Source organism: Comamonas sp. SY3 (assembly GCF_041730275.1).
GTDB classification, from domain to species: domain Bacteria; phylum Pseudomonadota; class Gammaproteobacteria; order Burkholderiales; family Burkholderiaceae_C; genus Comamonas; species Comamonas sediminis.
Window position 1 is genome coordinate 65,807 of sequence record NZ_JBGTYN010000008.1, and the last position, 18,180, is coordinate 83,986.

Here is an 18,180-nt window from a genome sequence, read left to right on the forward strand (position 1 = left end):
AGCGCAGCCTGCTCAGCGGCAGTGGTCCTGGATATAGGTCTTGACCTGGTCCACATCGGCAGGCATCACCACCACGCGCTTGGGCAGCGCTTCGATGCCGTCGAACTTGGCGGGGCGTTCGGGCAGGCGGCCCAGCGCCTCTTCGATGGTGGCGGCGAACTTGATCGGCAACGCAGTTTCCAGCACGATCATCGGCTCGGCCCCCAGGTGCTCACGCGCCACCTTCACGCCGTCGGCGGTGTGGGTGTCGATCATCTGGCCCAGGCGCTGGTAGGTGTCCTGGATGGTGGCCAGGCGGTCGGCATGGCTGCTCTTGCCGCTGACAAAGCCATAGCGGCCTGCCGCATCCTTGAAGGCCGGATCGGCCTGCAGGTCAAAGCGGCCCTCTTGGGCCACGCCTTGCGAGAACAGCTGCTGCAGGCGGGCGCCATCGCGGCCGACCAGGTCGAACACAAAGCGCTCGAAGTTGCTGGCCTTGGAGATGTCCATCGACGGGCTGGAGGTCTCGAAGGTGTGGGCAGCGCCTCGCACCTGGTAGACACCGGTGCGGAAGAATTCGTCCAAAACGTCGTTTTCGTTGGTGGCCACCACCAGCTTGGCAATCGGCAGGCCCATCTGGCGCGCCACATGGCCGGCGCAGACATTGCCGAAATTGCCGCTCGGCACCGTGAAGCTCACCTTCTCGCTGTTCTGGGTGGTGACCTGCAGGTAGCCGGCAAAGTAGTAGACCACCTGGGCCAGCAGGCGCGCCCAGTTGATCGAGTTGACGGTGCCGATCTTGTACTGCGCCTTGAAGGCGTGGTCATTGCTGACCGCCTTGACGATGTCCTGGCAGTCGTCAAACACGCCTTCGATGGCGATGTTGTGGATGTTCTCGTCCTGCAGGCTGAACATCTGTGCCTGCTGGAAGGGGCTCATGCGGCCGTGCGGGCTGGTCATGAACACACGCACGCCCTTTTTGCCGCGCATCGCGTATTCCGCCGCGCTGCCGGTGTCGCCACTGGTGGCACCCAGAATATTGAGCTCTTCGCCACGGCGCGCCAGTTCGTACTCGAACAGGTTGCCCAGCAGCTGCATGGCCATGTCCTTGAAGGCCAAGGTGGGCCCATTGGAGAGCGCCTCGATCATCAGCTGGCCTTCGAGCTGGCGCACCGGCACAATCGCCGCCGTGCCGAACACCGCTTCGGTATAGGTCTTGTTGCACAGCGCGCGCAGGTCCTCGGCCGGGATGTCGTCGATGTACAGCGACAGGATCTCAAACGCCAGCGCGGCATAGCCTTTGTTCTGCAGCGTCTCGCGCAGCGCCGTCAGCTTGGCATCGTCAATCTGCGGGTACTGCACCGGCATGTACAGACCGCCATCGGGCGCCAGGCCCTCGAGCAAAATGTCGCAAAAACGTTTTTGTTCGGCATGGCCGCGCGTGGAGAGATACAGCATGGAGGGTGCGATATAAGTGGACACAGCCCGCTCGCGGGCAAGGAGCAACCACCTATTATCCTGCAGTCGCCAGTACCGGCACAGCTTGCGCAGGAATGTGGGCCACTGCAGCGCGGAGCAGCGGCCAGGCTGCGATCCTGATGGCAGCCGCCGGCATAAAAAACCCCGGACAAGGTCCGGGGCCTGGCTCGGTGGTGGCGCAGCCGTCAGGGATGCGCTGCACAACCCTCGCCCAATGGGCTGGACGCGGATCGACCGAGTCCGTTTTCTGACCATGGCGGGGCGTCTTGCAGATTCCTAGACCCGCTCACCCATGCGCGCCAGCTCCTGGCGGGCGTAGTAGGCGCGCCACTGGTTCACCAGCAGCTCGGCAAAAGCCTGGTTCTTCATCTTCTTGACGCCCTTGAGCATCACCACGACCCGCTGCTTTTTCTTCTGGAACTGGGCGCGGCGCTTGCCCACACCCATGGCAGGCGGCTGCACTCCGGGCTCCAGGGCCATGATGACGGTGAGCATATGGTTGGCCTGGTTGAACTGAAAGTCATCGATCGCCGACCAAGGCAGCAACTGCTGCGCGTTGAAAAGGCGCACACCTGCGGGCTGCAGCACCATCGCCGGGCTCTGGCCATCGCGCCAGAACAGCCGCGCGACCCACAGGCAGACAACACCACCGGCCAGCACCCCGGCACCAATGGCGGTATGCAGGCCCGCGATGAACAAGGCCACCGCCCCGCCAAAGCAGGCCAGGGCCAGAAAGCAGAACAAACCCATCATGAAGACCGAGCGCTCATGGATCACCGTCTCGGGCGTCGCCAGGGCCGCGATCTCGCGCAGCTCCACCAGCTTGGCGCTGCGGTTGGCCGCTGCCGCACTGCTGAGCTCATTTTGCAATGCGGCATTCATATCGACCACGGCAGCGGGCGCCACCGCGCCGGCCAAGGTGCGGCTGCCAGCCGCAGGCGCGCCCTGCTCCAGCCCAAACTCCTGCAGCAGCGGGCTGCCCTGGGCGTCCATCGCGCGGGCCAGCAGCTCGGGGCTGACGGGCACTCCCAGCGCCGCCAGGCGCTCGGCCAACTCGGGATGGGTGTCGGTAGGGTGGGCCTGGCGCTGGTCCAGGTGCTCGCTGGGGTCGGTCATGCCCTTGGCAGCGACCAGCTGGCGCACATGGCCTAGCACGCCGCCTTCGACCGTCTCACCCCGGTCCCAATTGGCCTGCAACGCCTCCTCCACCAGCGGAGCCAGTGCGCTGATGCGCAGCAGCGATGAGGCAACGGCCTGCGGGCTGACTACCTGCGCCCCCACGGCATCGGCGGCCAGCTCGCGCTTGCGGCTCCAGTAGCGCACCGCTTCGTGGAAGCTGTCCAGAAACATCTCGCCAAACAAGGTGGCAGGCCGGCGCAGGATGTCCATCCAGGACTCCTCATAACGCTCGCCGCCACTGATGGCCACCAGGTGGTGGATGGTGGCGCTGTAGATTGGCGAGAAGCGCTGGCTGTAGAGCGTGTCTTCGCCGATGAAGTGACCCAGTTCGTGGCCGATCACCGCCGCAACTTCGCCGGCATTGAGAAAGGCCAGGTACGGCAACGGCAAATACAACACCCGCCCCTGGGGCAGCAAGGCGCCGCTGGCCAGTTGCACCGGATGCTCGGTCACAAAAAAGCCCTCGTTCAAACCCACCACCAAGGTATCGGGCAGGCCTGCGCCGGTCTTGGCCGCCACGCTGTCGACAAAGGCCCACAGCTCGGGCGCCTGCTGGCGGCTGACGGTCTGGCCCATCACGTCGATGGGCTCGTTCTCCAGCGGCTTGCGCGATGCCTTCCAGACATCGACCAGCACCTTGCAGCCCGAGTACAGCAGGAACAGCGCCAGGCCGCCGAGGATGAACATCAGCTTCATGTCACCCTTGCTGTAGTTGCGGTGGCGCAGGATGGGCATCATCTCGTAGACCAGCAGCGGGATGGCTGCACCAAACAGCAGCAGCACCATGACCACCATATAGGTAGGCAGGAGCTTGCGGCCCTTCTGGAACGTGGCGAGCAGCTGCTCGCGCGACTGCATCGCCTTGGCGCCCATGCCCCGCTGGTAGACCATGCCCAGTGCCGACCACAGCAGCGCCAACACGCTGAACGCGATGGTGCAGCCCGCCAGCACCGGCTGCAAGTTACGGGTAGTGACATTCAAACCCTGGTTTTGCAGGTCCTTGATCGCCATCAGGTAGTCGTTCTTCACCTTCCAGACCGGGTGCTCCTTGCCCTCACTGTCCCGCACCGTTGCGCGGCGCCCCGGTTTTTCGGCCTCGATCGCCTCGAGCTGGCGCACCACCTGCTGGTACTCGGCGATCTGCGCGCCCACATCGGAGACCGGCGTATCCGCCCGCGACCACTGCCAGATGCCGATGGCCAGCATCAGCAACGGAATCCCGAACAACACCCCCCAGCGCTTGGCAAGCGCCATCCATTTCTTGTCGGTCTCCGACATAGTGCAACTTCCTTTTGTTATCGATGGACAGCGTCTGCGGGACCGGGCCCGAGGCACTGCATTTGTGAGCGGCAATTATTTATAAAAATAATGATGTAAACAAACCGACAAGTAACAGAATGATGCGCGTCCCGCTACGGCAGCGGGAGGCAGAAAAAAGAGAACCGCCAGGGCCGGAGAGGCCACAGGCGGTTCAGGGAGCGGCAGACGCGAGGCCTTGCGGCCGCAGCGTCGCACTGCAGGTCTAGTTCAACTCTTCCTTGCGGATACGGGTGATCGGCGCCAGCACGGTCGGCAGGCCCTGGATTTGTGCCAGCGCCTTGTCCATGTCGCCTTCGCGCGTCTCGTGCGTCAGGATGATCAGGTCGGTCTGGGTCGAGCCCTCACCACCGATTTCATCGGCTTCGCGCTGCAGCACGGCATCGATGCTGATGCCCGCACCCGCCAGCAGGCCGGTGACCTTGGCCAGCACGCCCGCCTCATCGGCAACCCGCATGCGCAGGTAGTAGCTGGTGGTGATGTCGGCCATCGGCAGCACCGGCAGCTCCTGGCCCGCTTCGCGCAGGGTGCTGCTCTGGAAGGCCAGCGGCGGCACGCGGTGGGCCACATCGGCGCCTTCCAGGCGGGCGATGTCGACCAGGTCGGCAATCACGGCCGAGGCGGTGGGCTCGGAGCCCGCGCCCTTGCCGTAGTACAGGGTCGTGCCGACGGCATCGCCATGCACCACCACCGCATTCATCGCGCCTTCGACGTTGGCAATCAGGCGCTTGGCGGGCACCAGCGACGGATGCACGCGCAGCTCGATACCCTTGTCGGTGCGCTTGGTGATGCCCAGAAGCTTGATGCGGTAGCCCAGCTGCTCGGCGTAGCGGATATCGATCGACGACAGCTTGGTGATGCCCTCGACGTAGGCCTTGTCGAATTGCACGGGCACACCAAAGGCGATGGCGCTCATCAACGTGGCCTTGTGGGCCGCATCGACGCCTTCGATATCGAAGGTCGGGTCGGCTTCGGCATAGCCCAGGCGTTGCGCTTCTTTCAGCACCACGTCAAAGTCCAGGCCCTTGTCGCGCATCTCGGACAGGATGAAGTTGGTGGTGCCGTTGATGATGCCGGCGATCCACTGGATCTGGTTGGCGGTCAGGCCTTCGCGCAGCGCCTTGATGATCGGGATGCCGCCTGCCACGGCCGCTTCGTAGGCGACCATCACGCCCTTGTCGGCGGCAGCCTTGAAAATCTCGGAGCCATGCACCGCCAGCAAGGCCTTGTTGGCCGTCACCACATGCTTGCCAGCGGCAATCGCCTCCAGCACCAGCGTCTTGGCCACGCCGTAGCCGCCGATCAACTCGATGACCACATCGATATCGGGATGGGCGATGACCTCGCGGGCGTCCTTGACCACGGCCACCTGGTCACCCACCACGGCACGGGCACGGGTTTCGTCCAGGTCGGCCACCATGGTCACGGCAATATCGCGGCCCGCGCGGCGGCGAATTTCGTCATGGTTACGTTGCAACACGTTGAACACACCGCTACCGACGGTGCCGATGCCCAACAAGCCTACTTGGATCGGTTTCATAAATTCTCTTGGATACGTTGAATAACCAACAAGGCGCCCAGCAGGACGCCCGTTGTTGTCAGACAGGGAAGGGGTCGACTCAGGCGGCGGATTTTTCTGCCTTGGTCTTGACCAGCTTGATATCGGCCTTATGGGCCTGCGCCAGCTGATCGGTTCCATGGCGAAGGCGGTACTTGGCCAGGAACGCGGCCAGGCGGTTGATCGCTTCGCGCAGGTCCGCCTCATGGGGCAGGAACACGATGCGGAAGTGGTCAGGCCGTGGCCAGTTGAAGCCGGTGCCCTGGACCAGCATCACGCGGGTCTCCTTGAGCACCTGCAGGAAAAACTCCTGGTCGTCCTCGATCGGGTAGATCGCAGGGTCGAGCTTGGGGAACATGTACAGCGCGCCCTGGGGCTTGACACAGCTGACACCGGGGATGGCATTGATCAGCTCCCAGGCCAGGTCGCGCTGCTTGCGCAGGCGGCCGCCCTCCTGCACCAGCTCGTCGATGCTCTGGTGCCCGCCCAGCGCGGTCTGCACGGCCCACTGGCCCGGCACATTGGCGCACAGGCGCATGTTCGAGAGCATGTTCAGGCCCTCGATATAGTCGGCAGCACCACTCTTGTCGCCGGAGATCACCATCCAGCCGGCGCGGTAGCCGCAGCTGCGGTAGGCCTTGGACAGCGAATTGAAGGTGATGGTCAGCACATCCTGCGACAGCGAGGCCATCGGCGTGTGCTTGGCGTCTTCGTACAGCACCTTGTCATAGACCTCATCGGCAAAGATGACCAGGCCATGCTCACGCGCGATCTGCACGATGTCGCGCAGCAGTGCGTCGGAGTACAGCGCGCCCGTGGGGTTGTTGGGGTTGATGACGACGATGCCCTTGGTGCGGGGCGTGATCTTGGCGCGGATGTCCGCCAGGTTGGGCATCCAGCCGTTTTCTTCGTCGCACATGTAGTGCACCGGCGTGCCGCCGGACAGGCTGGTGGCAGCGGTCCACAGCGGGTAATCAGGGGCCGGCAGCAGCATTTCGTCGCCGGTATCGAGCAAGGCATTGGTGGCCAGGCTGATCAGCTCAGACGCGCCATTGCCCAGGTAGATGTCGTCCAGACCCACACCCTTGATGCCCAGGCGCTGGGTTTCGTGCATCACCGCCTTGCGCGCCGCAAAGATGCCCTTGCTGTCTGAGTAGCCTGCCGAATTGGGCAGGTTGCGGATCATGTCCTGCTGCACCTCTTCAGGGGCATCGAAGCCGAACACCGCCAGGTTGCCGATGTTGAGCTTGGTGATCTTCTGTCCTTCGTCCTCCATCCGCTTCGCCGCGTCCATGATCGGCCCTCGAATGTCGTAACACACATTGGCCAGCTTGGCGGATTTTTGAATCGTCTTCATGACAGAAACCACTACCTCTGAAAACAAGGGATTGCAGCCGGTGGGCAACCATGCCAACACCTCGAACCCACAATCCAACTAGGTGAAAACTATAATTTGACCACAGATCCTTGCGTTGATCGCCCTGTAGTGGCTCCCTGTGCCTGCCGCAGCGCGCCCTGCCCCGTGTTTGCCCCCTGTTTGCCGAAAGCCCGCGCCATGAAGTTCCAGCCCGACAAATCCGACACCTTGACCATCACAGGCTACGGCCCGGGCTGGCTGGCGGTGGACAAGCAGTCCTACACGCACAGCCTCGTCGTCAGCTCCAGCGGGAGCCTGCAACCCTGGGACTGCACACGCTTCGAAGACCTGGGGCCTGCCCATTTCGCCCAGCTCGCAGAAGCCGATGTGGAAACGATCATTTTCGGCAGTGGCAATCGGTTACGTTTTCCTTCGCCGGCTTGGCTGGCTCCGCTGATTGCAAAACGTATCGGCTTCGAGACGATGGATACGCCCGCTGCGTGCCGTACCTACAACGTATTGGCGGGCGAAGGACGCAAGGTGTTACTAGCCGCCCTTGTAGAGGCGCCTGCGCTATAACCACAATCGATAGCCTGTGTTTATCAAGGGGGCTCGATAAATATTTCGATTCGGGTTAAAATACTCGCTTGCGGCCGCGGGCCTGAATAACAACTAGATGAATACTTTGATTCCTGCGGCCTTTTTGCGATTACTCCGGAGAAAATAGAGAGCTATGGCTGTTGTTGTCAACAAACCCTTGCCAGAATTTGAAGCACAAGCGACCGGAGGCCTGAAGGTCTCCAACACGTCGCATCAGGGGCAAATTCTGGTGCTGTACTTCTACCCCAAGGATAACACCCCCGGTTGCACCACCGAAGCCATGCAGTTCCGCGACAAGTACGCGGACTTCGTCAAGGCCGGTGCAGCCGTCTTCGGCGTGTCGCGCGACAACATGAAGTCGCACGACGACTTCAAGGAGAAGCTCGAGCTGCCGTTCGAGCTGATCGCTGATACCGAAGAAAAGCTGTGCCACATGTTCGGCGTCGTCAAGAACAAGATCATGTACGGCAAGAAGGTCAAGGGCATCGAACGCTCGACCTTCCTAGTCGGCCCTGATGGCCTGCTGGTGCAGGAATGGCGCGGTCTGAAGGTACTGGGCCACGTCGAAGAAGTGCTCAAGGCCGTCAAATCGATGAAGGCTGCGCAAAAGAAGGCTGCCTAAGTCCTTCTGCCAGTCAGAACCAGTGCGGCGGCGCGCGATCTGCGGATGCGCGCCGTTGCTGTTTCCGTCTTTCTGGCCGGGTGCCGCAATCGCTGACGGCGATTGCTGGTTCCGAGACGTCCAGAATGTGCATAATGGGCTCCATATGTATGTGAGTCCGGATTGTTCTGTCATCCCCCATGAAAAAGGCTGTCTTGCTTGCGAGATGGCCTTTTTTGCATCCGGGTGGCAGGCGTTCGGAGTGAGTTCGCCCATTTGGCGAGTGTTTAGATAAAGGCCCCGAGCTCCATGCCCTTGCCTCCCGCACCTACCCGCCGTGGCAGCCAGCTTGCCGCTGGTGACTTTTCCGCCAAGACCAACGCCAAATCCCGTGCATCCGCCGCCGCTGCGCGCGATGAACAAGACGACGATCTTTTTGACCTGGACCCGGCGCCCGCCGCCGTGGCCCCTGCGCCCGCACCCCGCCGCGCACAAGCCGCTGCCGCGCCCAAGGCCGGCAGCCGCAGCAAGAAAGGGGCGGCCGCCGCTGCCCCGGTGCATGCCCCTGCGCCGGTGGCCGCAAACGCCAAGGCGCCAGCTGCCGCCAAGCCTGCGCAAGCTGCGCGCAGCCCTGCCGTGGCGGAATCCAGCCCCGTGCCGGCCAGCAAGCCTGCCAAGGCCGCCAAGCCGCGCAGCGACAAGGCCAAGCTTTTCGTGCTCGACACCAATGTGCTGCTGCATGACCCCAGCAGCCTGTTCCGCTTTGAAGAGCACGACATCTACCTGCCAATGATCGTGCTCGAAGAGCTCGATGGCCACAAGAAGGGCATGACCGAAGTGGCCCGCAATGGCCGCCAGGCCAGCCGCACGCTCGATGCGCTGGTCGCCAGCCAGGAGGCCCATCTGGCCCAGGGCATTCGCCTCGATGCCACCGGCCAGAAGGGCGCCAGCGGCTGCCTGTTCTTCCAGACCGAGCCGCTGACTTACCAACTGCCCGAGAGCCTGCCCCAGGGCAAGGCAGACAACCAGATCCTCGGCGTCGTGGAGGCACTGCGCCAGCGCCATCCGGACCGCCCTGTGGTGCTCGTCTCCAAGGACATCAACATGCGCGTCAAGGCGCGTGCGCTGGGCCTGGAGGCAGAGGACTACCAGAACGACAAGACCTTGGAAGACGGCGACCTGCTCTACACCGGCATGCTGCAGCTGCCGCTGGATTTCTGGGCCAAGGTCGGCAAGAAGGTCGAGAGCTGGCAATCGGGCGCTTCCACCTGCTACCGCATCAGCGGCGCCATCACCCAGCAGTTGCACATCAACCAGTTCGTCTACTACGAGGCACCCGGCGAGAACAGCCTGTTCGCCCGTGTGATCGAGATCCGCGACAAGACCGCAGTGCTGGAGACCTTGAAGGACTACGGCCACCAGAAGAACAATGTGTGGGGCGTGACCACACGCAACCGCGAGCAGAACTTCGCGATGAACCTGCTGATGGACCCGGATGTGGACTTTGTCACGCTGGCCGGTACGGCGGGTACCGGCAAGACCTTGATGGCCTTGGCCGCAGGTCTGAACCAGGTACTGGACGAGCGCCGCTACACCGAGATCATCATGACCCGTGCCACTGTCAGCGTGGGCGAGGACATCGGCTTTCTGCCAGGCACCGAAGAAGAGAAGATGGGCCCCTGGATGGGCGCGCTGGACGACAACCTGGAGTTCCTGGCCAAGGGCGACGGCGGCAACCCGGGTGAGTGGGGGCGCTCTGCCACCAATGACCTGATCCGCAGCCGCATCAAGATCAAGAGCATGAACTTCATGCGCGGTCGTACCTTCCTGAACAAGTACGTGATCATCGACGAGGCACAGAACCTGACACCCAAGCAGATGAAGACCTTGATCACCCGAGCCGGCCCCGGCACCAAGATCATCTGCATGGGCAATCTGGCGCAGATCGATACGCCCTACCTGACCGAAGGCTCCTCGGGCCTCACCTATGTGGTGGACCGCTTCAAGGGCTGGCCCCACAGCGGCCACATCACCTTGGCACGCGGTGAGCGCTCGCGCCTGGCCGACTTTGCCAGCGATGTGCTGTAAGCCTATCTAAGCTGCAGCGGAGGCGTCACAGTCTCCGCCAACGCCCAGGCCAAAAGCCCAACAAAAAGGCACCGAGTTTTAGCTCGGTGCCTTTTTTTGTGCGTTCGGCCGGCGCTTAAACGCCAGTGCCGCGGATCTGGTCCAGGCTGCGGGCCGGAGTGATGGCCTGCGGATCGAGCTTGCAGTGCAGGATCACCGGCAGCTGGTGCGCATCCGCCCAACTGCGCATGGCAGCCAGCGCAGGTGCAAAGTCTTCGGTCTTCTCGACCAGGGCCGCATTGCCGCCAAAGGCCTTGGCATAGGCGACAAAGTCGGGGTTGCGCAGCTCGGTCGCGCTGACCCGGTTCGGATAGTCGCGCTCCTGGTGCATGCGGATGGTGCCGTACATGCCGTTGTCGATCAGCAGCACAATGACGGGCAGCTGGTACTGCACGGCGGTTGCAAACTCCTGGCCATGCATCAGAAAGTCGCCATCGCCGGCAATGCAGACGACACTGCGCTGCTTGTTCAGCCGTTTGGCGCCCACAGCGGCCGGCAGACCATAGCCCATGCTGCCGCTGGTGGGGGCCAGCTGGCTGCCGTAGTGGGTAAACGGCCAGAAGCGGTGCACCCAGGTGGCAAAGTTGCCAGCGCCATTGCACCAGACCGTATCGGCCGGCAGCACCTCGCGCAGATGGGCCATCAGCTGGCCCATCTGCAGCGCGCCGGGCACCTGGATCGGCGCGGGGTTGCTCCAGGCCAGGTAGTCGGCATGGGCCTGCTGCACCAGCGCCTGGCGCTCGGCGCGCGGGGCAGCGGCGGGCTGGCGTGCCAGCGCCGCGCAGAAGGAGTCGGGCGCGGCCACGACCGCCTGGTCGGCCTGGTAGACCCGGCCCAGCTCGTCCGGATCCGGATGCACATGGATGAGCCGCTGGCCGCTGCTGGCCGGAATGCCCAGCAGGCTGTAGCCCTGCGATGGCACCTCGGACATGCGCCCGCCCAGCAGCAGCACCAGATCGGCCTTCTTGACGCGCTCGATCAGCTTGGGATTGACGCCCAGGCCCACATCACCGGCATAGTTGCCGTGCAGCGCGGGAAACACCATCTGGCGGCGGAACGAGCAGGCCACCGGCACCGCATGGGCCGCGGCAAAGGCGGCGATATCCGCATGGGCCTGCGCGCTCCAGCGTGAGCCACCGGCAATGATGATGGGGTTGTGCGCAGCGGCCAGCTGGGCCACCACGGCGGCCACATCGGCATCGGCGGCGTGCGCGGGCGCGGGCTGGTAGCGGCGGGCATCGGGCACCATGACGGCATCGCGCAGCATGTCCTCGGGCAGCGCAATCACCACCGGGCCGGGGCGGCCGCTGGTGGCCACCGCAAACGCGCGGGCAATGGTCTCGGGGATGCGCGCCGCATCATCGATCTCGGTGGCCCACTTGACCATGCTGCCAAACACGGCGCGGTAGTCCAGCTCCTGGAAGGCCTCGCGCCCGCGCGCCGAGCGCTCGATCTGGCCAACGAAGAGGACCATTGGGGTCGAGTCCTGCATCGCGATATGCAGCCCGGCCGAGGCGTTCGTCGCGCCAGGCCCCCGCGTGACCATGCAGATCCCGGGCTGGCCGGTGAGCTTGCCTTGCGCTTCGGCCATCATCGCGGCGCCGCCTTCCTGGCGGCAGATCGTCGTTTCGATGGGCGCGTCATAGAGCGCATCGAGCACCGCCAGAAAGCTCTCGCCCGGCACCGTGAAAATCTGCTGCACGCCGTGGATCAGCAGCTGGTCCACCACCAGCTGGCCACCAGTGCGTGCTTGTTGCTTGTCTGCCATGTCTTGTCTCCTTGGTCTTGTCATCGATGCGCCAGAAGCGGGGGATTGGACCGCATCTGGCCTGGCTACACATTGCGCCAGCGCAGCAAAAGGCTGCGCAGCGCCGCAAAAAACGGCAGCATCGGATGCACCAAGGGCTGGCCTGCAGCAGTGGCAGGCCAGCCCTTGGCGGATGCTGGAGTGGTAGGAGGCAGGAGCGCCGAGCCCCTGTCTGGGCGGGAGGCCGCACCGGGCACAGGCATATCAGTGGCCTGCGCTGGCAGCACATACCCGGCGGCGCAGCGGCCGCCCCGGTTGGGAGCGCTGCCAGCCCGGGCAGCGGGCTGCATGCCCGCTGTGCCAGACGGCAGCTGCCCGCCCATCACACGTCAAAGCGTACGCCTTGCGCCAGTGGCAGCGCGCCACTGTAGTTGATGGTGTTGGTGGCACGGCGCATATAGCCCTTCCAGGCGTCCGAGCCGGATTCGCGGCCACCGCCGGTTTCCTTCTCGCCGCCGAAGGCGCCACCAATTTCCGCACCCGAGGTGCCGATATTGACGTTGGCAATGCCGCAGTCACTGCCGGCCGGCGACATGAAGCGCTCGGCGTCGCGCAGGTCGCTGGTGAAAATGGCCGACGACAGGCCCTGGGGCACGGCGTTCTGCACGGCGATCGCATCGTCGGCGCTGCCTTCGTAGGTGACGATGTAGAGGATGGGGGCGAAGGTTTCGTGCTCCATCACCTTGGTCTGCGCAGGCATCTTCACCAGCGCGGGACGCACGTAGTAGGCGTCCTGGCCCAGGTCTTCGCGCTCGCGCTGGCCGCCGATGACGGTGCCGCCCTCTTCCTTGGCCTGGGCCAGTGCGGCCTGCATGCCGTCGAACGAGGCCTTATCGATCAGCGGACCCACCAGGGTGCCGTCGGTCAGCGGGTCACCGACGGTGACGCTGCCATAGATCTTTTCCAGGCGGGCCACCAGCTGGTCGGCCACCGATTTGTGCACGATCAGGCGGCGCAATGTGGTGCAGCGCTGGCCAGCGGTACCCACCGCCGCAAAGGTGATGGCGCGGGCGGCCAGTTCCAGGTCGGCCGACGGTGTGACGATCATCGCGTTGTTGCCACCCAGCTCCAGGATGGAACGGCCAAAGCGCTCGGCGACCTTGACGCCGACCTGGCGGCCCATGCGGGTCGAACCGGTGGCGCTGACCACGGGCACCAGGGGGCTGTCCACCAGCACTTCGCCCACTTCACGGGCACCAATCAGCAGCTGGGCCAGGCCGGCCGGCACGGCGCCGGGCTGCTCCTGGTTGAAGGCGGCAATGGTCTGCTCCAGCAGGTGCTGGCAGGCCACGGCGGTCAGCGGGGTCTTCTCGGAAGGCTTCCAGACCACCGCGTCGCCGCAGACCAGCGCCAGCGCGCTGTTCCAGCACCAGACGGCCACCGGGAAGTTGAAGGCCGAGATGATGCCCACAACGCCCATCGGGTGCCAGGTTTCCATCATGCGGTGGCCGGGGCGCTCGCTGGCAATCGTCAGGCCATGGAGCTGGCGCGACAGGCCAACGGCAAAGTCGCAGATATCGATCATTTCCTGGACTTCGCCCAGGCCTTCGGAGGTGATCTTGCCCGCCTCGATCGACACCAGCGCGCCCAGCGCGGCCTTGTGCTGGCGCAGCGTCTGGCCAAAGCGGCGCACCAGCTCACCACGCACCGGTGCGGGCACGGTGCGCCACTGCAGGTAGGCCTGGTGGGCTGCGGCGATGGCGTCCTGCGCCTGCTGCGCGCTGTGGGCCTTCAACACAGCCAGGGTGGCGCCATCGGCAGGCGAGCGGCTGGTGATGTCCTGGCCTGCCAATGGCTTCAAGTCGAGCGCAAGCGCCTTCAGGATATCGTTCAAACGTTGGGTGGATTGCGTCATCGCTCGTCTTTCCTATTCACTATCACAACAGAAACTGTCCGGTCCACTCGGCGGGCCCGGACCATGATGGGGGGCGCTGCCCTGCAGCTTAAGGCGCGGCAGGCACAGACGCAGGCACAGCCCTTGGTACACCCCGCCGGTGACAGGGCTGCACATCGGGGCATGCGGCAGTCAGCAGGCACGGCGCGCGGGGCTGAAGTGCCGAACTTAAAAATACTATGTGAACTATCAGGAACAACAAAATGAGAAAATGGTGAGACATAGTGCGTTTTTTGAACAAAGTCTCCATCCATGCGCAACGCGATTCCCAATATCGGCCTGTTGATGGCTTTTGAAGCCTCGGCCCGGCACGGCAATTTCTCCCGCGCTGCCAATGAGTTAGCGTTGACCGCCAGTGCCGTCAGCCGCCATGTGGCGGCGCTGGAGGACCGGCTGGGCGTGCCGCTTTTTGTGCGCCACAAACGCCGCGTCATGCTGACGGATGCGGGTAAACGATATGCGCAGCGCGTGCGCGTGCACCTCAATGGTCTGGAGCGCGATACGCAAGAGATCGCCAACAGCCGCGCACAAGGCTATGCGATCCACCTGGCCGTCGTCTCCAGCTTTGCCACGCAGTGGCTGGTGCCGCGCCTGCCGGCCTTTGCGCAGCAGCACCCGGACATCCACGTCCACCTGTCGGTGCGCTCCGAGCCGTTTGCGTTCGAGGAAAGCGGCTTTGACGGCGCCATCTACTCGGGCGACGGCCTCTGGTCCAAGACCCAGGGCCAGCGCATTGCACGCGATGGTGCCTGCATCCCCATCTGCAGCCCCGCCTTTGCGGCGCAGCATGCGCTGGCCACGCAGGAGGACTGGCAGCAACTGGTGCACATCGGCCTGGAAAGCCGCCCCGCCGCCTGGCGCGACTGGTACAGCGGCCTGGGCTGGGATTACTCGGTACAGGCCTCGCGCGGTCCGCGCTATGAGCTGTTCTCGATGGTCATCATGGCCGCTGCCGCTGGCCTGGGCGTGGGCCTGGTGCCTGAGGTGCTGGTGCAAACCGCGCTGGACGCCGGCCAGGTGATTCCCGCCCATACCCAGACCTTGCCGGGCACGCAGAGCTACTGGTTCAGCTACCCGACCTACCGCGAGCCTTCGCCGGCGCTGCAGGCCTTCGAGCAGTGGGTGATCCAGCAAAGCCAGGGGCAGCAGGACTGAGCGCTGCGCCAGCCTGCCCGGCCCTGACCGGCATCAATAGTCGTCGCCGCCCACCGCCAGGTTTTCAAAGCGGGTCTGGTTCTTCTGGAAGAACAGCTTGACCGTGCCAGTCGGGCCGTTACGCTGCTTGCCGATGATGACCTCGGCCACATTGGGCTCGTTGCTCTCTTTGTTGTAGTAGTCGTCGCGGTAGATGAACATGATGATGTCCGCGTCCTGTTCGATGGCGCCCGATTCCCGCAAGTCGGACATCATCGGGCGCTTGTCGGTGCGCTGCTCCACCGAGCGGTTGAGCTGCGACAGCGCAATCACCGGGCATTGCAGCTCCTTGGCCAGCATCTTCAAACCCCGCGAGATTTCGCCCAGCTCGGTCGCCCGGTTGTCCGAGCTGGCCGCGGAGCCCGAGCCACTCATCAGCTGCAGGTAGTCGACGACGATCAGGCCGAGCTTGCCGCACTGGCGGGCCAGGCGGCGCGAGTTGGCACGCAGCTCCGACGGCGTCAGGCCCGGGGTCTCATCGATGTGCAGCGAGACGGTGCGCAGCCGCTCGATGGCCTCGGACAGCCGCGGCCACTCTTCATCGGTCAGCTTGCCGGTACGCAGATTGCCCTGGTTCACCCGGCCGATCGAGCCCACGATACGCACCGCCAATTGGGCGGCGCCCATTTCCATCGAGAAGATGGCCACCGGCAGGCCTTCGTTGAGCGCCACATGCTCGGCAATGTTCACCGCAAACGAGGTCTTGCCCATCGAAGGGCGCGCGGCCAGCACCACCAGGTCACCGGCCTGCAGGCCACTGGTCATGCGGTCCAGGTCGGCAAAGCCGGTGGGCACACCCGTCACGTCGACCGGGTTGTCCGCCATCTCCTGCACCCGGTCGAGCAAGTCCACGACCAGGTTGTCCAGCGACTGGAAGCCCTGCTTCATGCGCGAGCCTTCTTCGCCGATGGCAAAGATCTTCTGCTCGGCTTCGTCCAGAATGCGGTCCACCGTCTTGCCCTGCTGGTTGAAGGCATTGGTGGCGATCTCGTCGCTGGCGGTGACCAGCTTGCGCAGAATCGAGCGCTCGCGCACGATCTCGCCATAGCGGCGGATATTGGTGGCGCTGGGCACATACTGGGCCAGCTGGTTCAGGTAGGCCAGCCCGCCCACTTCCTCGGCCTTGCCGATGCTTTGCAGGTGCTCATAGACCGTGATCACATCGGCGGGCTTGCCGGCATTGATCATGCTGGCCATCGCCGCAAAGATCAGCTTGTGCTCATGGCGGTAGAAGTTGTCCTCGGCCAGCACATCGCCGACGCGGTCCCAGGCATTGTTGTCCAGCAGCAGGCCACCGAGCACGCTGGACTCCGATTCGATCGAATGCGGCGGTATGCGCAGCTGTGCCACCTGCTTGTCGGGGGTGATGAAGGCAGCGTCATCCAGGGGAGGAAAGGTCTCTGACATGGGGAATCCAAATGAGCAAACACCAGCTTGGCAGCCAGCAATCCACAAGAATAGCGCAGATGCCGCGCAAGGCTGGCAGCGGCGCGCAAAACCCGCATCCCGGCGAGACGCTGCGGCCGGGAACGAAAAAGCCGCCCGAAGGCGGCTTCCAACGCAAAGCGTGAGAAATTACACGTGTTCGCCGTAGACGGACACGGTCACTTCCACCACCACGTCGGTGTGCAGAGCCACTTCCACAGCGGTCTCGCTCACGGTCTTGATAGGACCGTTAGGCAGACGCACTTGCGACTTGACCACTTGGAAGCCCATCTTGCCCAGTTCATCAGCGATGTCGTGGTTGGTGACGGAGCCGAACAGACGGCCATCGACACCTGCCTTTTGGGTCAGCTTCACGGTCTGGCCGGCCAGCTTCTCGCCTTGGGCTTGTGCAGCAGCCAGCTTCTCAGCAGCAGCCTTTTCCAGCTCAGCGCGCTTGGCTTCGAACTCAGCCTTGGCAGCTTCGGTAGCGCGGCGTGCGCGGCCCGAAGGGATCAGGAAGTTACGTGCGTAGCCGTCCTTGACCTTGACGATTTCACCCAGGTTGCCCAGGTTCACGACCTTGTCGAGCAGAATGATTTGCATGTTCGTGCTCCTTAGATCTTGTGTTGGTCAGAGTAAGGAACCATGGCCAGGAAGCGAGCGCGCTTGATGGCAGTGTTCAACTGACGTTGGTAGATGGCACGGGTGCCGGTCAGACGTGCTGGGATGATCTTGCCGTTTTCAGCAACGAAGTCACGCAGGGTGTCGACATCCTTGTAGTCGATTTCTTCGACGCCAGCCACGGTGAAGCGGCAGAAACGCTTGCGCTTGAACAGCAGCGACTGGGTGTTGCGCTTTGGGCGCTTGTCTTTGTTGAATTTCTTGAACGTGGCCATTTTCGGACCTCTCAATAAGTATCTTGTTGAATATCCTGGATGTGCAGAACCAGCGATTTGCTGTTGCGCGGCGTGGCCAGAAAACCCTGGAATGTCCAGGTGCTCCCTACAGCCTGCCGAGCGATTCGCTCTGCCAGTGCACCAAAGGCAACCGCCTTGAGCACGGCATTGACTTGTCGGGGTTGGGCTGCTTCGGTCTGGGTGGAGCGGTGCTCCAGCACGACATCTACAGCAGGTAGCCCGGCCGGCGTGTATCGCAAAATCTTGATTTCAGCGATGACGGCGGTGACAAGTACGCGGTTCTCCACCTCCTGTGTGATTAACGCTCTGCAGCGGCGTGCTCAGCCTGGTTGGCCTTGCGCGCTTCTTCGCGTTCCACGGTCTTCATCATGGCGGAAGGAGCGGTTTCAGCCTTCTTCTTCTGCACAGTCAGTTGGCGCAGCACAGCGTCGTTGAACTTGAACGCGTGTTCCAGTTCAGCCATCACAGCCTGGTCGGCTTCGATATTCAGGCACAGATAGTGGGCCTTGGCCAGCTTGTTGATCATGTAGGCCAGTTGACGGCGGCCCCAGTCTTCAACGCGGTGGATCTTACCGCCGCCGGCGGTAATCATGCCTTTGTAACGCTCCAGCATAGCTGGAACTTGTTCGCTCTGATCGGGGTGGATCAGCAGCACGATCTCATAGTGACGCATGCAAACTCCTTGTGGATTGCGCCACCCGCTAGTGCACCTTTTCGCAAAGAACGCAGCACGGTGTGGCAAGGGA

General features: G+C 63.6%; 16 protein-coding genes. 5 read left to right on the forward strand and 11 right to left on the reverse strand.

The window, feature by feature from the left end:
• Positions 1-12: 12 nt before the first annotated feature.
• The 4 genes from thrC to ACCQ08_RS12425 all read right to left on the reverse strand — a co-directional run bounded on the left by thrC (position 13) and on the right by ACCQ08_RS12425 (position 6,869).
• On the reverse strand, positions 13-1,437 hold the full coding sequence (gene thrC / locus ACCQ08_RS12410) for a threonine synthase (RefSeq protein ID WP_373449968.1): 1,425 nt from the start codon (positions 1,435-1,437) through the stop codon (positions 13-15).
• Between the two features lie 297 nt (positions 1,438-1,734).
• The gene (locus tag ACCQ08_RS12415) at positions 1,735-3,915 is read right to left on the reverse strand and encodes a M48 family metalloprotease (RefSeq protein ID WP_373449969.1); all 2,181 of its coding nucleotides are present in this window, start codon (positions 3,913-3,915) and stop codon (positions 1,735-1,737) included.
• Positions 3,916-4,159: 244 nt separating this feature from the next.
• On the reverse strand, positions 4,160-5,494 hold the full coding sequence (locus ACCQ08_RS12420; protein ID WP_239809160.1) for a homoserine dehydrogenase: 1,335 nt from the start codon (positions 5,492-5,494) through the stop codon (positions 4,160-4,162).
• 79 nt (positions 5,495-5,573) lie between these two features.
• Positions 5,574-6,869 carry a pyridoxal phosphate-dependent aminotransferase gene (locus ACCQ08_RS12425; protein ID WP_239809161.1) on the reverse strand — a complete coding sequence of 432 codons (1,296 nt, stop codon included), beginning with the start codon at positions 6,867-6,869 and terminating at the stop codon, positions 5,574-5,576.
• 198 nt (positions 6,870-7,067) lie between these two features.
• Here ACCQ08_RS12425 and ACCQ08_RS12430 point away from each other — a divergent pair, with 198 nt between their 5' ends.
• The 3 genes from ACCQ08_RS12430 (at position 7,068) to ACCQ08_RS12440 (ending at position 10,158) form a co-directional block, all read left to right on the forward strand.
• Positions 7,068-7,448, forward strand: coding sequence for an Mth938-like domain-containing protein (locus tag ACCQ08_RS12430; RefSeq protein ID WP_312835349.1), 381 nt, complete (start codon positions 7,068-7,070; stop codon positions 7,446-7,448).
• 154 nt (positions 7,449-7,602) lie between these two features.
• On the forward strand, positions 7,603-8,091 hold the full coding sequence (locus ACCQ08_RS12435) for a peroxiredoxin (RefSeq protein ID WP_239809163.1): 489 nt from the start codon (positions 7,603-7,605) through the stop codon (positions 8,089-8,091).
• A gap of 288 nt (positions 8,092-8,379) precedes the next feature.
• Positions 8,380-10,158, forward strand: coding sequence for a PhoH family protein (locus ACCQ08_RS12440; RefSeq protein WP_373449970.1), 1,779 nt, complete (start codon positions 8,380-8,382; stop codon positions 10,156-10,158).
• Positions 10,159-10,273: 115 nt separating this feature from the next.
• Here ACCQ08_RS12440 and ACCQ08_RS12445 read toward each other — a convergent pair whose 3' ends face one another.
• Both ACCQ08_RS12445 and ACCQ08_RS12450 read right to left on the reverse strand, forming a co-directional pair.
• Positions 10,274-11,965, reverse strand: coding sequence for a thiamine pyrophosphate-binding protein (locus ACCQ08_RS12445; RefSeq protein WP_373449971.1), 1,692 nt, complete (start codon positions 11,963-11,965; stop codon positions 10,274-10,276).
• 361 nt (positions 11,966-12,326) lie between these two features.
• Complete coding sequence (locus ACCQ08_RS12450; RefSeq protein ID WP_239809166.1) at positions 12,327-13,859, reverse strand: aldehyde dehydrogenase family protein; 1,533 nt, start codon at positions 13,857-13,859, stop codon at positions 12,327-12,329.
• Positions 13,860-14,150: 291 nt separating this feature from the next.
• Here ACCQ08_RS12450 and ACCQ08_RS12455 point away from each other — a divergent pair, with 291 nt between their 5' ends.
• On the forward strand, positions 14,151-15,053 hold the full coding sequence (locus tag ACCQ08_RS12455) for a LysR substrate-binding domain-containing protein (RefSeq protein ID WP_230775087.1): 903 nt from the start codon (positions 14,151-14,153) through the stop codon (positions 15,051-15,053).
• Between the two features lie 33 nt (positions 15,054-15,086).
• Here ACCQ08_RS12455 and dnaB read toward each other — a convergent pair whose 3' ends face one another.
• Complete coding sequence (gene dnaB, locus ACCQ08_RS12460) at positions 15,087-16,499, reverse strand: replicative DNA helicase (RefSeq protein WP_133855424.1); 1,413 nt, start codon at positions 16,497-16,499, stop codon at positions 15,087-15,089.
• A gap of 11 nt (positions 16,500-16,510) precedes the next feature.
• Between dnaB and ACCQ08_RS12465 the strand changes: the two genes are divergently transcribed.
• The gene (locus ACCQ08_RS12465) at positions 16,511-16,663 is read left to right on the forward strand and encodes a hypothetical protein (RefSeq protein WP_373449972.1); all 153 of its coding nucleotides are present in this window, start codon (positions 16,511-16,513) and stop codon (positions 16,661-16,663) included.
• A 4-nt stretch (positions 16,664-16,667) separates the two neighbouring features.
• Here the strand turns inward: ACCQ08_RS12465 and rplI are convergent, their stop codons facing one another.
• The 4 genes from rplI to rpsF are packed head-to-tail and all read right to left on the reverse strand — an operon-like array spanning position 16,668 to position 18,107.
• A complete protein-coding gene (gene rplI, locus ACCQ08_RS12470; RefSeq protein ID WP_239809169.1) occupies positions 16,668-17,120 on the reverse strand; it encodes a 50S ribosomal protein L9 in 453 nt (150 codons plus the stop codon).
• 11 nt (positions 17,121-17,131) lie between these two features.
• Positions 17,132-17,413, reverse strand: coding sequence for a 30S ribosomal protein S18 (gene rpsR / locus ACCQ08_RS12475; protein ID WP_021028346.1), 282 nt, complete (start codon positions 17,411-17,413; stop codon positions 17,132-17,134).
• Positions 17,414-17,424: 11 nt separating this feature from the next.
• Positions 17,425-17,721 carry a primosomal replication protein N gene (gene priB / locus ACCQ08_RS12480; protein WP_230775098.1) on the reverse strand — a complete coding sequence of 99 codons (297 nt, stop codon included), beginning with the start codon at positions 17,719-17,721 and terminating at the stop codon, positions 17,425-17,427.
• An 11-nt stretch (positions 17,722-17,732) separates the two neighbouring features.
• On the reverse strand, positions 17,733-18,107 hold the full coding sequence (rpsF, locus tag ACCQ08_RS12485; RefSeq protein ID WP_230775490.1) for a 30S ribosomal protein S6: 375 nt from the start codon (positions 18,105-18,107) through the stop codon (positions 17,733-17,735).
• Between the last annotated feature and the right edge of the window lie 73 nt (positions 18,108-18,180).

Coding starts and splice junctions, on each gene's coding strand:
- thrC (WP_373449968.1), bottom strand. CDS start 1,437: ATGCTGTATCTCTCCACGCGCGGCCATGCCGAACAAAAACGTTTTTGC.
- ACCQ08_RS12415 (WP_373449969.1), bottom strand. CDS start 3,915: ATGTCGGAGACCGACAAGAAATGGATGGCGCTTGCCAAGCGCTGGGGG.
- ACCQ08_RS12420 (WP_239809160.1), bottom strand. CDS start 5,494: ATGAAACCGATCCAAGTAGGCTTGTTGGGCATCGGCACCGTCGGTAGC.
- ACCQ08_RS12425 (WP_239809161.1), bottom strand. CDS start 6,869: ATGAAGACGATTCAAAAATCCGCCAAGCTGGCCAATGTGTGTTACGAC.
- ACCQ08_RS12430 (WP_312835349.1), top strand. CDS start 7,068: ATGAAGTTCCAGCCCGACAAATCCGACACCTTGACCATCACAGGCTAC.
- ACCQ08_RS12435 (WP_239809163.1), top strand. CDS start 7,603: ATGGCTGTTGTTGTCAACAAACCCTTGCCAGAATTTGAAGCACAAGCG.
- ACCQ08_RS12440 (WP_373449970.1), top strand. CDS start 8,380: ATGCCCTTGCCTCCCGCACCTACCCGCCGTGGCAGCCAGCTTGCCGCT.
- ACCQ08_RS12445 (WP_373449971.1), bottom strand. CDS start 11,965: ATGGCAGACAAGCAACAAGCACGCACTGGTGGCCAGCTGGTGGTGGAC.
- ACCQ08_RS12450 (WP_239809166.1), bottom strand. CDS start 13,859: ATGACGCAATCCACCCAACGTTTGAACGATATCCTGAAGGCGCTTGCG.
- ACCQ08_RS12455 (WP_230775087.1), top strand. CDS start 14,151: ATGCGCAACGCGATTCCCAATATCGGCCTGTTGATGGCTTTTGAAGCC.
- dnaB (WP_133855424.1), bottom strand. CDS start 16,499: ATGTCAGAGACCTTTCCTCCCCTGGATGACGCTGCCTTCATCACCCCC.
- ACCQ08_RS12465 (WP_373449972.1), top strand. CDS start 16,511: ATGAGCAAACACCAGCTTGGCAGCCAGCAATCCACAAGAATAGCGCAG.
- rplI (WP_239809169.1), bottom strand. CDS start 17,120: ATGCAAATCATTCTGCTCGACAAGGTCGTGAACCTGGGCAACCTGGGT.
- rpsR (WP_021028346.1), bottom strand. CDS start 17,413: ATGGCCACGTTCAAGAAATTCAACAAAGACAAGCGCCCAAAGCGCAAC.
- rpsF (WP_230775490.1), bottom strand. CDS start 18,107: ATGCGTCACTATGAGATCGTGCTGCTGATCCACCCCGATCAGAGCGAA.